15 protein-coding genes are annotated in these 13,049 nt (G+C 68.9%); 2 read left to right on the top strand and 13 right to left on the bottom strand.

Going from position 1 to position 13,049, the window contains the following annotated elements; genetic code table 11:
* Positions 1–114: 114 nt before the first annotated feature.
* Genes VBO01S_RS20545 through VBO01S_RS20505 form a run of 9 tightly spaced genes read right to left on the bottom strand, consistent with a single transcriptional unit; the run spans position 115 to position 7,652 of the window.
* Complete coding sequence (locus VBO01S_RS20545; protein WP_062478646.1) at positions 115–1,260, bottom strand: ABC transporter substrate-binding protein; 1,146 nt, start codon at positions 1,258–1,260, stop codon at positions 115–117.
* A 53-nt stretch (positions 1,261–1,313) separates the two neighbouring features.
* Entirely contained in the window at positions 1,314–2,399 is a 1,086-nt protein-coding gene (paaE, locus tag VBO01S_RS20540) for a 1,2-phenylacetyl-CoA epoxidase subunit PaaE (RefSeq protein ID WP_062478643.1), read from the bottom strand.
* A gap of 12 nt (positions 2,400–2,411) precedes the next feature.
* Positions 2,412–2,942: a 1,2-phenylacetyl-CoA epoxidase subunit PaaD gene (gene paaD, locus VBO01S_RS20535; RefSeq protein ID WP_062478640.1), complete on the bottom strand. Its 531-nt coding sequence runs from the start codon at positions 2,940–2,942 to the stop codon at positions 2,412–2,414.
* On the bottom strand, positions 2,936–3,715 hold the full coding sequence (gene paaC, locus VBO01S_RS20530; protein ID WP_062478637.1) for a 1,2-phenylacetyl-CoA epoxidase subunit PaaC: 780 nt from the start codon (positions 3,713–3,715) through the stop codon (positions 2,936–2,938). Before paaC ends, paaD begins: the two co-directional genes overlap by 7 nt.
* A 17-nt stretch (positions 3,716–3,732) precedes the next feature.
* On the bottom strand, positions 3,733–4,029 hold the full coding sequence (gene paaB / locus VBO01S_RS20525; RefSeq protein ID WP_062478634.1) for a 1,2-phenylacetyl-CoA epoxidase subunit PaaB: 297 nt from the start codon (positions 4,027–4,029) through the stop codon (positions 3,733–3,735).
* Positions 4,026–5,036 (bottom strand): 1,2-phenylacetyl-CoA epoxidase subunit PaaA, encoded by a 1,011-nt coding sequence (paaA, locus tag VBO01S_RS20520; RefSeq protein ID WP_062478632.1) that lies wholly within the window; start codon positions 5,034–5,036, stop codon positions 4,026–4,028. Before paaA ends, paaB begins: the two co-directional genes overlap by 4 nt.
* A 39-nt stretch (positions 5,037–5,075) precedes the next feature.
* Positions 5,076–6,386 (bottom strand): phenylacetate--CoA ligase PaaK, encoded by a 1,311-nt coding sequence (gene paaK, locus VBO01S_RS20515; protein ID WP_062478630.1) that lies wholly within the window; start codon positions 6,384–6,386, stop codon positions 5,076–5,078.
* 14 nt (positions 6,387–6,400) lie between these two features.
* Positions 6,401–6,847 (bottom strand): hydroxyphenylacetyl-CoA thioesterase PaaI, encoded by a 447-nt coding sequence (paaI, locus tag VBO01S_RS20510; RefSeq protein WP_062478628.1) that lies wholly within the window; start codon positions 6,845–6,847, stop codon positions 6,401–6,403.
* Between the two features lies 1 nt (position 6,848).
* Positions 6,849–7,652, bottom strand: coding sequence for an enoyl-CoA hydratase-related protein (locus tag VBO01S_RS20505; protein ID WP_062478626.1), 804 nt, complete (start codon positions 7,650–7,652; stop codon positions 6,849–6,851).
* A gap of 149 nt (positions 7,653–7,801) precedes the next feature.
* Here VBO01S_RS20505 and VBO01S_RS20500 point away from each other — a divergent pair, with 149 nt between their 5' ends.
* Both VBO01S_RS20500 and VBO01S_RS20495 read left to right on the top strand, forming a co-directional pair.
* Positions 7,802–8,404, top strand: coding sequence for a phenylacetic acid degradation protein PaaY (locus VBO01S_RS20500; RefSeq protein WP_062478625.1), 603 nt, complete (start codon positions 7,802–7,804; stop codon positions 8,402–8,404).
* Positions 8,405–8,475: 71 nt separating this feature from the next.
* The gene (locus VBO01S_RS20495; protein ID WP_062478622.1) at positions 8,476–9,111 is read left to right on the top strand and encodes a TetR/AcrR family transcriptional regulator; all 636 of its coding nucleotides are present in this window, start codon (positions 8,476–8,478) and stop codon (positions 9,109–9,111) included.
* Here VBO01S_RS20495 and VBO01S_RS20490 read toward each other — a convergent pair.
* From VBO01S_RS20490 to VBO01S_RS20475, 4 genes are all read right to left on the bottom strand, one after another.
* Complete coding sequence (locus VBO01S_RS20490) at positions 9,095–10,132, bottom strand: VWA domain-containing protein (protein WP_062478619.1); 1,038 nt, start codon at positions 10,130–10,132, stop codon at positions 9,095–9,097. The genes VBO01S_RS20495 and VBO01S_RS20490 overlap by 17 nt on opposite strands.
* A complete protein-coding gene (locus tag VBO01S_RS20485; RefSeq protein ID WP_062478616.1) occupies positions 10,129–11,124 on the bottom strand; it encodes a DUF58 domain-containing protein in 996 nt (331 codons plus the stop codon). Before VBO01S_RS20485 ends, VBO01S_RS20490 begins: the two co-directional genes overlap by 4 nt.
* Positions 11,105–12,130, bottom strand: coding sequence for an AAA family ATPase (locus VBO01S_RS20480; RefSeq protein WP_062478613.1), 1,026 nt, complete (start codon positions 12,128–12,130; stop codon positions 11,105–11,107). Before VBO01S_RS20480 ends, VBO01S_RS20485 begins: the two co-directional genes overlap by 20 nt.
* Positions 12,131–12,150: 20 nt before the next feature.
* The coding region (locus VBO01S_RS20475; protein WP_062478610.1) for a S1C family serine protease at positions 12,151–13,049 on the bottom strand (899 nt) is incomplete at its 5' end.

Raw genomic sequence — 13,049 nt, 5'->3', positions numbered from 1 at the left:
ACCCATCGCGGCCTGTTCCAGAAACACCGAGGAACCGGCTTTGCCGGGCCTCTGGTGTTGCCCCCGGTAGGGGGTAGGAGAAGCGACACGAAGTGCGCGGAGCCTGGGGGCGGTTTAAGGTTGGAATTTCCAGGCGCCGTTTTCGATCTTGACCATCACGCGCGCGCGCTGGTCCAGGCCCAGGTGGTCGGCCGCGGTCATGTTGAACACGCCGTGCGCGCCCGACACGTCCTTGGTCTGCTCGAGCGCATCGCGCAGGGCGGCGCGGAACTCGGGCGTGCCCGGCTGGGCCTTCTTCAGCGCGACCGGCACGGCCGAGCTCATCAGGAGGCCCGCGTCCCAGGCGTGCGCGCCGAAGGTCGAGACCGTGCCCTTGCCGTAGGCGGCTTCATAGGCGGCGACGTAGGCGAGCGCAGACTTCTTCACCGGGTTGCTGGCGGGCAGCTGGTCGGCCACGAGCACGGGGCCGGCCGGCAGGAAGGTGCCGTCCACGTCCTTGCCGCCCACGCGCAGGAAGTCGGCGTTGGCCACGCCGTGCGTCTGGTACATCTTGCCGGTGTAGCCGCGCTCCTTGAGCGTCTTCTGCGGCAGCGCGGCGGGCGTACCGGAGCCGGCGACCAGCACCGCGTCGGGCTTGGCCGACATGAGCTTCAGCGCCTGGCCGGTGACCGAGGTGTCGGAGCGCGCATAGCGTTCGTTGGCCACGATCTTGATCTTCTTCAGGTCGGCGGCTTTCGCGAATTCCTGCGCCCAGCCTTCGCCGTACGCGTCGGAGAAGCCGATGAAGCCGACCGTCTTCACGCCGTTGGCGGCCATGTGCTCGGCGATGGCCAGCGACATCATGATGTCGTTCTGCGGCGTCTTGAACACCCACTTCTTCTTGGCGTCCATCGGCTCGATGATGCGGGCCGAGGCGGCCACCGAGATCATCGGCGTCTGCGCCTCGCTGGCCACGTCGATCATCGCGAGCGAGGCCGGCGTGGTGGTCGAGCCCAGGATCACGTCGACCTTGTTCTCGGCGATCAGCTTGCGCGTGTTGTTCACGGCGGCCGTGGTGTCGGAGGCATCGTCCAGCACGATGTAGTTGATCTTCTGCCCGCCGATCGTCTTGGGCATCAGCGCGATGGTGTTCTTCTCGGGAATGCCGAGCGACGCCGCCGGCCCGGTGGCCGAGATGGTCACGCCGACGTTGACGTCGGCCCAGGCCGAGAGGGCCGTGGCGCACAGGGCGGCGATCAGCAGGGGCTTGAAGAATTTCATGGTTGGTTTGTCTCCGGGTTGAAAGGGGAAAGGCCGAGGGAAAAGCCGTGCGTTCAGCGCTCGTCGAAGGACAGCGTGACGCGTTCGGTCAGGGGGTGGGCCTGGCAGGTCAGCACGAATCCCGCGGCCACCTCATTCTTGTCGAGCGCGAAGTTTCTTTCCATGCGGACTTCCCCGTCCACGCACTTCGCGCGGCAGGTGCCGCACACGCCCGAGGTGCACGAGAACGGCACCTCGAGCCCGGCCGCCGACGCCGCATCGAGGATGCTGGGCTGGCCCTCGGTGTAGGTGATCTCGCGCTGCAGGCCGTCGCGCACGATGGTCACGCGCGCCTGCTTGGCGTCGCCCGGCTGCGCCTCGTGCACCACCGCGCCGACCTGGCTGGCCGAAGGCAGCGCGACGCCGAAGCGCTCGATGTGGATGCGGTCTTCGGGCACGCCCGCGGCGAGCAGCGCGGCCTCGGCCTCGTCGTTCATCTGGAACGGGCCGCACACGTACACGTGGTCGATCTGCGCGGCGGGCACCACCGAGGCCAGGAACTCGCCGATCTTCTCGCGGTTCATCACGCCGAAGCCCAGCGGCGAATCGGTGTGCTCGTCGGAGAACACGTGCTGCAGCACGAGCCGCGTCATGTAGCGGTTCTTCAGGTCCTCGATCTCTTCCTTGAACATCGTGGACTGCAGCTGGCGGTTGCCGTAGATCAGCGTGAAGCGGCTCTTGGGCTCGCGCGCCAGCACGGTCTTCATGATCGACAGGATCGGCGTGATGCCGCTGCCGCCGGCGATGCCGACGTGGTGGCGCGCGGCCTCGGGCTCGATGGGCACGAAGAAGCGGCCTTGCGGCGCCATCACCTGCAGGCTGTCGCCGGGTTGCAGGTGGGCGTTGATCCAGTTGGAGAACACGCCGCCGCGCACCTTGCGCACGCCGACGCGCAGCTCGCCGTCGTCGAGGCCGGCGCAGATCGAATAGGAACGGCGCAGGTCCTGGCCGTCGATGTCATGGCGCAGCGTGAGGTACTGGCCCTGCGTGAAGCCGAAGACTTCGCGCAGCGCGGGCGGCACCTCGAACGAGACGATGACGGCCTCGTGCGTGTCGGGCTCGATGGCCTTCACGCGCAGGGGGTGGAAGAGGGTGCTCATCGTGGGCGTGCCTCATATAGGCTTGAAATGTTCGAAGGGTTCGCGGCAGGCCATGCAGCGGTACAGGGCCTTGCAGGCGGTGGAGCCGAAGGCCGAGAGGCGCTCGGTGCGCTCGCTGGCGCAGCGCGGGCAGGCGATGCGCTCGCCGGCCATGCGGCCGAAGAGCTTGATCGGCATGGCGGTGTTGGCCGCCATTTCGGGCGTGAGGTGCGCGGGCGGCGCGATGCCGTAGGTCTTGAGCTTGTCGCGGCCTTCGTCGCTGATCCAGTCGCTGGTCCAGGCGGGTGCGCGGCGCAGCGTGGCGCGCGCACGGCCCAGGCCTGCGTTCTCGATGGCGGCCAGCACGTCGTGCTCGATGGCTTCGGTCGCGGGGCAGCCGGAGTACGTTGGCGTGAGCACGATCTCCAGGCCGTCGTCGTGCTCGATCACCTCGCGCACGATGCCCAGGTCGCAGACCGACAGGGCCGGCACCTCGGGGTCGGGCACGGTGTGCAGCACGGCCCACGCCGCATCGACACGCGACGCCAGTGCGTTCGTCACCACACGCCTCCGGGGAAGCTGCGCTGCAGGTGCTGCATCTCGGCCAGGATGTAGCCCATGTGCTCGCTGTGCACGCCGTGCTTGCCGGTGCTGCGGAAGGCGGCTTCCTTCGGCATGGCGAGGCCGGCGGCGTCGAGCACCTGCTGCATCTCGGCCAGCCACGGCTCGCGCAGTTCGCTCCAGGCCGGGCCGAGGCCGCTGGCGCTGGCCTGCGCGTCGACGTCGTCGCTGTCGAACAGCTCGGGCACGTAGAGCCACAGCTGCTTGAGCGCCTTCTCGGTGCGGCGGCGCGATTCGTCGGTGCCGTCGCCCAGGCGCACGACCCAGTCGGCCGAGTGCTGCTGGTGGTAGCGCGCTTCCTTCAGCGCCTTGCCGGCGATGGCGGCCACCTCGGCGTCGCTCGACGCGGCCAGGCGTTGCCACAGCAGCTTGAGCAGCGTCGCGACCATGGTGTTGCGCAGCACGGCAAAGGCGAAGTCGCCGCGCGGCAGCTCGACCAGCGTGAGGTTGAAGTAGTCGCGCTCGTCGCGCAGGTAGGCGAGCTGGTCTTCGTCGTGCGCGCGGCCTTCGCCTTCGAGCTGACCGGCGTGCGTGAGCACCGCGCGGGCCTGGCCGACGAGGTCGAGCGCGATGTTGGCCATCGCGATGTCTTCTTCGAGCACCGGTGCGTGGCCGCACCATTCGCCCAGGCGCTGCGCGAGCACCAGGCAGGTGTCTCCGATGCGCAGCAGGTAGTGCACGGCGGGCGTGCGGTTCAGTTCGATCGAGGCTTGCATGGCGTGCCGTTCCTGGCTCACATGTGGTCCACGGACTTGGGCAGCGCGTAGAAGGTGGGGTGGCGGTACACCTTGTCTTCGGCCGGGTCGAAGAACATGTCCTTGTCGCCCGGGTCGCTGGCCACGATCTGGTCGGAGCGCACCACCCAGATGCTGCTGCCTTCCTGGCGGCGCGTGTAGACGTCGCGCGCCATCTGGATCGCCATCTTCGGGTCGGCCGCGTGCAGGCTGCCGCAGTGCTTGTGGTCCAGGCCGGCCTTGCTGCGCACGAACACTTCCCACAGGGGCCACTCTTGCTTCACTTCGGTGCTCATGCTGCTTCCTTCATCGGTTGTTTGTTGGCGTGGGCCATCGCGGCTTCGCGCACCCAGGCGCCGTCGTCCCAGGCATCGACGCGGGCCTGCAGGCGTTCGCGGTTGCAGGGGCCGTCGCCGGCGATCACGCGCCAGAATTCGCTCCAGTCGATGACGCCGAAGTCGTGCGACTGGCGTTCTTCGTTCCACTTCAGGTCGGGGTCGGGCAGCGTCACGCCGAGGATCGCGGCCTGCTCGACGGTGGCGTCGATGAACTTCTGGCGCAGCTCGTCGTTGCTGAAGCGCTTGATGCCCCAGCGCATCGACTGCGCCGAGTTGGGCGACTGGTCGTCGGGCGGGCCGAACATCATGATCGAGGGCCACCACCAGCGGTTGACCGCGTCCTGCACCATGGCCTTTTGCGCCTCGGTGCCGTGGGTCATCATGGTCAGCAGCGACTCGTAGCCCTGGCGCTGGTGAAAGCTTTCCTCGCGGCAGATGCGGATCATGGCGCGCGCATACGGTGCGTACGAGCAGCGGCAGATCGGCACCTGGTTCATGATGGCCGCGCCGTCGACCAGCCAGCCGATGGTGCCCATGTCGGCCCAGCTGAGCGTGGGGTAGTTGAAGATCGAGCTGTACTTGGCCTTGCCCGTGTGCAACGCGTCGAACATCTGGTCGCGCGAGGTGCCCAGCGTTTCGGCGGCGGCGTACAGGTACAGGCCGTGGCCGCCTTCGTCCTGCACCTTGGCCAGCAGGATGGCCTTGCGCTTGAGCGTGGGCGCGCGGCTGATCCAGTTGCCCTCGGGCAGCATGCCGACGATTTCGGAGTGCGCGTGCTGACTGATCTGGCGCACCAGCGTCTTGCGGTAGTGCTCGGGCATCCAGTCTTTCGCCTCGATGAAGTCGCCGGCGTCGATGCGCGCGTCGAAGCGTTCCTCGAGACGCAGCTCGTCGGCGGAGCGCACGGCCTTCTGCTTGCCGTCGCCTGCGTCCTTGCCCATCGTGTCCATGGCCTGGGTGTACATGTGCGTGTCCTTTCGGTGCGGTGTGTGGGGCGCGGGCGCTCAGCGCGGGCGCGTGTCGACGACGCGCCGGGCCTTGCCGGTCTGCGTGCGTTCCATTTCGTCGGGGCCGTGCACGACCACGCGTGTGGAGATGCCGATGAGCGTCTTCACGCGGTGCTGAACCCATTCGGAGATGGCGTTGCGGTCGGCCGCGGCGGCTTCGTGCGGCGTGAGTTCGCAGTGCACCTCGACCTGGTCGAGCAGGCCTTCGCGGCTCACGCGCACCTGGTACAGGCCGGTGAGGGCGCTGTGCGCGAGCACGATCTCTTCCACCTGCGTGGGGAAGACGTTCACGCCGCGGATGATCATCATGTCGTCGCTGCGCCCGACGATCTTGCCCATGCGGCGGAACGATCGCGAGGTGGGCGGCAACAGGCGCGTGAGGTCGCGCGTGCGGTAGCGCACGATGGGCATGGCCTCCTTGCTCAGCGAGGTGAAGACCAGTTCGCCTTCTTCGCCGTCGGCCTTCAGCTCGCCCGTTTCAGGGTCGATGATCTCGGGGTAGAAGTGGTCTTCCCAGATCACTGGGCCGTCCTTGCTCTCGACGCATTCGCTGGCCACGCCCGGGCCCATCACTTCGGAGAGGCCGTAGATGTCGACGGCGTCGATGCCGGCGCGGGTCTCGATGTCGCGGCGCATGGCCTCGGTCCACGGCTCGGCGCCGAAGATGCCGACCTTGAGCGAGCTGTCTTTCGCATCGAGGCCCTGGCGCTCGAACTGCTCGATGATCACCTGCATGTAGCTGGGCGTGACCATGATGATGTCGGGCCTGAAGTCCTGGATGAGCTGCACCTGCTTCTCGGTCTGGCCGCCCGACATCGGGATGACGGTGCAGCCCGCGCGCTCGGCGCCGTAGTGCGCGCCGAGGCCGCCGGTGAAGAGGCCGTAGCCGTAGGCGACGTGGATCATGTCGCCGGGCCGTCCGCCCGCCGCGCGGATCGAGCGCGCGACCAGGTCGGCCCAGGTGTCGATGTCGTTCTTCGTGTAGCCCACCACGGTCGGCTTGCCGGTGGTGCCCGACGACGCGTGGATGCGCGCCACCTGCGTGCGCGGCACGGCGAACATGCCGAAGGGGTAGTTGTCGCGCAGGTCGGTCTTCACCGTGAACGGGAATTTCGACAGGTCGGCCAGCGACTTCAGGTCGTCGGGGTGCACGCCCTTGGCATCGAAGGCCTGGCGGTAGTGCGGCACGTTGTCGTAGGCGTTGCGCAGCGTGGCGCGCAGGCGCGTGAGCTGCAGGGCGGCGATCTCGTCGCGGCTGGCGGTTTCGATCGGCTCGAGGTCGCCGGGGGCGGGGCGTTTCACGGTCATGGTGGGGTGTCTCCTCAAGCGGCCGGGACGGCCGGCCGGCCCTTGGCGGTGTAGGAGCGTCCGCGGAACATCGCGATGCGCTCGCCGCGCTGGTTGGTGATTTCGGTGTCGTACACGCCGGTGCGCCCGGCCTTGGAGACTTCGAAGCAGCGCGCGGTGAGCACGTCGCCCTCGCGCGCCGGCGCGAGGAAGTCGATGGCGAAGCCCGAGGCCACGGTCAGCTCGTTGTACGAGTTGCAGGCGAAGGCGAAGGTGGAGTCGGCCAGCGTGGCCATGAAGCCGCCGTGGCAGATGGCGTGGCCGTTGAGCATGTCGGGGCGCACGCGCATCTCGAGCGTGGCCTGGCCGGGGCCGACCTCCACGATGCGCATGCCCAGGCCCTTGCTGGCGTTGTCGTTCGCGAACATGCCGTCGCGCACGTACTCGGCGGTCTGTTGCGGGGTGCGGGAAGCGTCGGTCATCTCAGCGGTCCTTGAACACCGGGGCGCGCTTGGCGCGGAAAGCCTCGACACCTTCGCGGTAGTCGTCGGCGTTGCCCATCTCACGTTGGATGCGCGCTTCTTCGGCAAGTGCCGCGCCCAGGTCGAGGTTTTGCGCGGCGGCCATCGCTTCGCGGGTGGCCACGAGTGCGCGCGTGGGCATGCCGGCCAGGCGCGCCGCCAGCGCGGCGGCGGTGTCGGCCAGGGCCGCGTCGTCCACGCACTGCCAGATCAGGCCGATGCGTGCGGCTTCTTCGGCGGGCAGCTTGTCGCCCAGCATCGCGATGCCCAGCGCGCGCGCCGGGCCCACGAGGCGCGGCAGCAGCCAGGTGCCGCCGGTGTCGGGCACGAGGCCGATCTTGGTGAAGGCCTGGATGAAGCTGGCCGAGCGGCCGGCCACGACGAGGTCGCAGCACAGCGCGAGGTTGGCGCCCGCGCCGGCCGCCACGCCGTTGACGGCGGCAACCACCGGCACCGGCATCGAGCGCAGGCGCGCGACCAGCGGGCCGTAATAGGTGGAGATGACGTGGCCCAGGTCCTTGGGCGCGGCGCCCGGCGTGGGGTCGGGCGCGACCGCCGGATCGGCCAGGTCCTGCCCCGCGCAGAAGGCGCGGCCGGCGCCGGTGAGCACCACGCAGCGCACGCTGCTGTCGGCGGCCGCGGCTTCGAGCGCGGCCAGCAGCTCGGCGTGCAGCCCGGTCGTGAAGCTGTTGAGCGCCGCAGGGCGGTTCAGGCTCAGCGTGCGGACGGCGCCGCTGTCGCTGATGAGTACCAAAGGCTCAGTCATGCGTGTCTCTTTCATCCTTTGTGGGGACGGCTCGGTGCGTAAACACTATTGACCGACCGTTCGGTTGATTTTATGATCGACCTCGATTCCGGCACAAGCGGGGTGCATTCAGGGCAAACCCTGAGACTCGCAAAAAACAAGGAGACCGAATGCCCAGCTATTCCATCGACGGCGTGATTCCCGTCGTCGACCCGAGCGCCTACGTGCATCCCACGGCCGTGCTGATCGGCGACGTGATCGTCGGCCCCAACTGCTACGTCGGCCCCTGCGCCAGCCTGCGCGGCGACTTCGGCCGCATCGTCTTGCAGGAGGGCTCCAACGTGCAGGACCACTGCTGCATCCACGGCTTTCCCGGCAACGACACGGTGGTGGAGGTCAACGGCCACATCGGCCATGGCGCGATCCTGCACAGCTGCATCGTGCGGCGCGACGCGCTGGTGGGCATGAACGCGGTGGTGATGGACGAGGCCGAGGTGGGCGAGAAAGCCATCGTCGCGGCCTGTGCCTTCGTGCCCGCCGGCATGAAGGTGCCCGCGCGCTCGCTCGCGGCGGGCATCCCAGCCAAGGTGCGGCGCGAGCTCAGCGACGAAGAGATCGCCTGGAAGCTCGAAGGCACGCAGACCTACCAGGCGCTGACGGTGCGCAGCCTGGCCAGCCTGCACGAGGTGGCGCCGCTCGCCGAGGTGGAAAAAGACCGGCCGCGCCTGCCCGCCACCGACGTGAAATCCCTGATCGCCACCCGCCGCGGATAGCCCTGCGGCTTCATGCAAGATCGAGCCTGCTGCACGCCAGCAACCGACAGACAACCCAGGAAGAAGACCCGATGCCGCGTGGAAGATCCGCCACCTACGACGACCAGCGCGAACTGATCCTCGCGCAGGCCGCCCAGCTGTTCGCCCGCCGCGGCTACCCCGCGACCTCGATGAACCAGGTCGCCGAGGCCTGCAACCTCTCGAAGGCCACGCTCTACCACTACTACAAGGACAAGAGCAGCCTGCTCATCAGCATCGCCGAGACGCACGTCTCGAAGCTGGCGGCACTGGTGGCCGAGGAAGAGGCCCAGCCGTCCACCGACGAGGAGCGGCTGCGCCGCTTCATCTACCGCATCGTCGAGGAGTACGCCGGCGCGCAGGACGCGCACCGCGTGCTGACCGACGACGTGCGCTTTCTCGAGGACGAAGACCGCGAGCGCGTGCTCGACCAGGAACGCGCCGTGGTCGCCGGCTTTGCGCGCGCCGTGTCGGCGCTGCGCCCCGGCGCGCCGAGCGACGAGCTCGCCAAGCCGCTGACCATGCTGCTGTTCGGCATGATCAACTGGATGTTCACCTGGATGAAGCCCGGCGGCCGGCTCGACCACGCGGCCATTGCGCCGATCGTGGCCGACCTGTTCCTGGGCGGGGTGGGGGCGGTGAAGCTGCCACCCGCTCCACCCTCGCAGAGCGCTAAAGAATCCGGTTGAACCAGAGCAGCGACAGCCCCGCCGACAGCAGCGTGAGCACCGCCGCGCCCAGCGCGAACAGCGCCGAGATCTCGGTTTCCTTCTTCTCGACGGTGAGCTTGGAGCTCAGCGTCTCGTAGACCTTCTTCAGGTCGCTCGCCGTGCCGGCGTAAAAGTACTCGGCGCTGGTCTTGTTGGCGATGGCCTTGAGCGTTTCTTCGTCCAGCCGCACGCGCATCGACCAGCCTTCGAAGCCGATGGTCTCGCCGTCGACCGTGCCCACGCCCACCGTGTAGATGCGCACGCCGCGGTCGGCCGCGGCCTTGGCGGCGTCCAGCGGGTCGACGCCGGTGGTGCGCTGGCCGTCGGTCAGCATGATGATCGCGGCCGAGGTGAACGAGCCGGGCGCCACGGGCGTGAACTCCTTGAGCTGCTTCTCGTTCTGGTCGATCGGGATGCCGCGCTGGCGGCTGGGGGCGCTGAACTGCGAGATGTCGATGCCCGCGTCGGGAAACAGCGTGGCCAGCGACACCACGATGGCGTTGCCCGTGGCCGTGGCGCGCTGCAGCTGAAAGCTGTCGATGGCCGTCACGAGGTCGTCGTGGTTGGTGGTGGGCAGCTGCGCCACCTGCGCGCTGCCCGCGAAGGCGACGATGCCCACCTTCACGTGGCGCGGCAGGTCCTTGATGAAGCTCTTGGCCGCCTCCTGCGCCGCCACCAGCCGGTTGGGCTGCACGTCGGCCGCGCGCATGCTGCCCGACACGTCCATCGCCAGAATGATGGTCTGCTGGTTCGACGGCAGCACCACCACCGCCATCGGCCGCGCCGCCGCCACCAGCATCGCGGTGATGGCCACCAGGAACAGCAGCGGCGGGATGTGGCGCCGCAGGCTCTGGCCCGGGCCCATGGCCTCGCGCACGATCGACAGGCTGGCGTAGCGCACTGCCATCTTCTTCTTGCGGCGGATCAGCCAGACATACAGGAGCACCAGCAGCGGCAAGGCCGCCAGCAGCCAGAGGAATTGAGGCCAGAGGAATGTCATGCCGCCACCACCGCCTTCCCGCCACCCGCTGCGACGCCGCGGACCCGGCGCTTGCGCAGGTCCGCGAATCGCACGATGGCTTCGACCAGATCGTCGTTGGTCGAGAGTTCGAGGGCGTCGACGCCGGCCCGGGCCAGCGACTCGCGCAGGGTGGTCTCGCGTTCGGCGGCCAGCCGCGCGAAGCGTTTGCGGAACCCCGCGTCATGGGTGTCGACCCACAGCTGCTCGCCGGTCTCGGCGTCGCGCAGCGGCACCAGGCCGAGGTCGGGCAGTTCGAGTTCGAGCGGATCGAACAGGCGCACGGCAATCACTTCGTGCCGCTGCACCAGCTGGCCCAGCGGTCGCTCCCAGCCGGGCTCGCTGAGAAAGTCGGACACCACGAACACGGTGGAGCGGCGCGGCATCAGCGCGGCGGCGGAGGTCAGCAGGTCGGCCAGGCGCGTCATGCCCTTCTGCGCGGGTGCGGCCTCGGCCTGGTGGGCGCGCTTTTCCATCGCGTGCAGCAGGTGCAGCACATGGCGGCGGCCGGTGCGCGGCGGGATCACGGCCTCGAGGTCGCGGCCGTAGACCAGCGCGCCGACGCGGTTGCCGTGCCGCGTGAGCAGCCGCGCGAGCACGCCGACGAAGCCGGCCGAGATCTCGCGCTTGGCCTTCAGGCCGGAGCCGAAATCGACCGAGCGGCTCAGGTCGAGCACGAACCACGCGGCCATCTCGCGGTCTTCGGTGAACACGCGCACGTGCGGCGTCTGCAGCCGCGCGGTGACGTTCCAGTCGATGTGGCGCACGTCGTCGTGATGCTGGTACTCGCGCAGGTCGGCCAGATCCAGGCCGGTGCCGCGCATGAGCGTGCGGTAGTCGCCCTGCAGCAGGCCGTCGAGGCGGCGGATCACGGTCCATTCGAGCCGGCGCAGCGCGCGTTCGGCCCCGCCGGCTTCGATCGCGAGCCGGTCGTCGTTCGCGGCCTCGGGGGCCTTACGCCACCAGCTTTTCATGTTCCAGAGGTTTGGGTGGAGCGGGGACGGCCTTCATGATCTTCTCGATCAGCCCGTCGGGCGTGAGCCCTTCGGACAGGCCTTCGTAGGAGAGCGTCACGCGGTGGCGCAGCACGTCGGGCACCAGCGCGCTCATGTCTTCGGGCAGCGCGTAGCTGCGACCGCGCAGCAGCGCCAGGGCGCGCGCGCCTTCGGTGAGGCTGATGCTGGCGCGCGGGCTGGCGCCGAAGGTGATGAAGCGGCGCAGATCCTTCAGGCCGTGCTTCTCGGGCGTGCGCGTGGCCGACACGAGTTTGACGGCGTACTGGATCAGCGAAGGGTCGACGTACACGCGCCGCGCCTCGGCCTGCAGCTCGGCCAGCTGTTCGGTGGTGGCGACCGGCGTGGCCGAGACCACCGGGCCGATCACGCGCTGCACGATCACGAACTCTTCCTCGTCGCTCGGGTAGTCGACCATCACCTTCATCATGAAGCGGTCGACCTGCGCTTCGGGCAGCGGGTAGGTGCCCTCGGTCTCGATCGGGTTCTGCGTGGCCATCACGAGAAAGGGGCGCGGTACCTTGTGCGTCTCGCCGGCGATGGTGACCTGCCGCTCCTGCATCACCTCGAGCAGCGCGCTTTGCACCTTGGCCGGCGCGCGGTTGATTTCGTCGGCCAGCAGCAGGTTGGCGAACACCGGGCCCAGCGAGGTGCTGAACTCGCCCGTCTTCTGGTTGTAGATGCGCGTGCCGACGAGATCGGCCGGCACCAGGTCGGGCGTGAACTGGATGCGCTTGAACTGGCCGCGCACGGTGTCGGCCAGCGTCTTGATGGTGAGCGTCTTGGCCAGCCCCGGCACGCCTTCGACCAGCAGGTGGCCGCCTGCGAGCATCGCGACCATCACGCGCTCGAGAAAGCGGTCCTGCCCCACGACCACGCGCTTCACCTCGTAGAGGATCTGCTCCATCAGCTCGGCGGTGGCGGGGGCTGTTGCAAAGGTCGACGAGGTCGGGTTTTCTGTGCTCATGCGAAGGGCTTTCGAAGAAATCAGAAAGGCGGCGAGCCGGCCGCCGAAGCGGCGTTCTCGATCGGCACCGCGAAGCCGATGCCGATGAAGGTGCGCTGCTGCGTCGGGTTGAGGATGGCGGTGACGATGCCCAGCACCTCGCCGTCCATGTTGATGAGCGGGCCGCCCGAGTTGCCGGGGTTGGCGGCGGCGTCGAACTGGATCAGGTTACCCAGCTCCTGCTTGCCCTCGGGCGAACGGAAGGAGCGCTTCAGGCCCGACACCACACCGGCCGACACCGAAGGCCCGATACCGAACGGAAAGCCAACGGCCGCCACCTGGTCGCCGGAGCGCAGGTCGGCGGTGGAGCGCATCACGGCGGGAATCAGGTCGTCGGGGATCTTCTGGGCCTGCAGCACCGCGAGGTCGTTCTCGGGCTGCACGCCGGTGATGACGGCGATGGCCTCCAGGCCGTCGGCGAAGGTGACCTTGATCTTCTCGGCGCCGGCGACCACGTGCAGGTTGGTGAGGATCACGCCCTTGTCGACGATCACCACGCCCGTGCCCACGCCGCGTTCGACCTCGCCCGGCGTGCCGCCGTCGGCGGGCGCCTCGGGCGGCTTGCCCTTGGCCATGTTGCGCCCGCGCTTCTGGGTCTTGGCTTCGGGCGTGGCCTTTTCGGGGCCGTAGCCCACCACGCGCACCACCGAGGGCCGCACGATGTCGGCGGCCTTGGCCGCGGGCGAGGGCAGGGTGGCGGTCTGCAGCGTGCGCAGCACGGCGGCGTCGATGTCTTTCTGCGTGAGCGCCTTGGCGCCCGGGCGCGGTGCCCAGAAGGCGCCGCCGGCGGCGATGGCGATGCAGCTGACGGTGAGCAGGGCGAAGGCGCGGCGGCCCGGCTGCCAGCGTGCGCGAGGGGGTGGGGCTTGCACGGCGTCGG

Source organism: Variovorax boronicumulans NBRC 103145, assembly GCF_001591345.1.
Lineage (GTDB): Bacteria > Pseudomonadota > Gammaproteobacteria > Burkholderiales > Burkholderiaceae_C > Variovorax > Variovorax boronicumulans.
The sequence above is the reverse complement of the archived record's forward strand: the minus strand, read 5'-3'. Positions and strand labels throughout refer to the sequence as shown.

Coding starts and splice junctions, on each gene's coding strand:
- paaK (WP_062478630.1), bottom strand. CDS start 6,386: ATGACCGTGAAACGCCCCGCCCCCGGCGACCTCGAGCCGATCGAAACC.
- VBO01S_RS20485 (WP_062478616.1), bottom strand. CDS start 11,124: ATGAAAAGCTGGTGGCGTAAGGCCCCCGAGGCCGCGAACGACGACCGG.
- VBO01S_RS20505 (WP_062478626.1), bottom strand. CDS start 7,652: ATGACTGAGCCTTTGGTACTCATCAGCGACAGCGGCGCCGTCCGCACG.
- paaI (WP_062478628.1), bottom strand. CDS start 6,847: ATGACCGACGCTTCCCGCACCCCGCAACAGACCGCCGAGTACGTGCGC.
- paaB (WP_062478634.1), bottom strand. CDS start 4,029: ATGAGCACCGAAGTGAAGCAAGAGTGGCCCCTGTGGGAAGTGTTCGTG.
- VBO01S_RS20545 (WP_062478646.1), bottom strand. CDS start 1,260: ATGAAATTCTTCAAGCCCCTGCTGATCGCCGCCCTGTGCGCCACGGCC.
- VBO01S_RS20495 (WP_062478622.1), top strand. CDS start 8,476: ATGCCGCGTGGAAGATCCGCCACCTACGACGACCAGCGCGAACTGATC.
- VBO01S_RS20500 (WP_062478625.1), top strand. CDS start 7,802: ATGCCCAGCTATTCCATCGACGGCGTGATTCCCGTCGTCGACCCGAGC.
- paaC (WP_062478637.1), bottom strand. CDS start 3,715: ATGCAAGCCTCGATCGAACTGAACCGCACGCCCGCCGTGCACTACCTG.
- VBO01S_RS20480 (WP_062478613.1), bottom strand. CDS start 12,130: ATGAGCACAGAAAACCCGACCTCGTCGACCTTTGCAACAGCCCCCGCC.
- VBO01S_RS20490 (WP_062478619.1), bottom strand. CDS start 10,132: ATGACATTCCTCTGGCCTCAATTCCTCTGGCTGCTGGCGGCCTTGCCG.
- paaE (WP_062478643.1), bottom strand. CDS start 2,399: ATGAGCACCCTCTTCCACCCCCTGCGCGTGAAGGCCATCGAGCCCGAC.
- paaA (WP_062478632.1), bottom strand. CDS start 5,036: ATGTACACCCAGGCCATGGACACGATGGGCAAGGACGCAGGCGACGGC.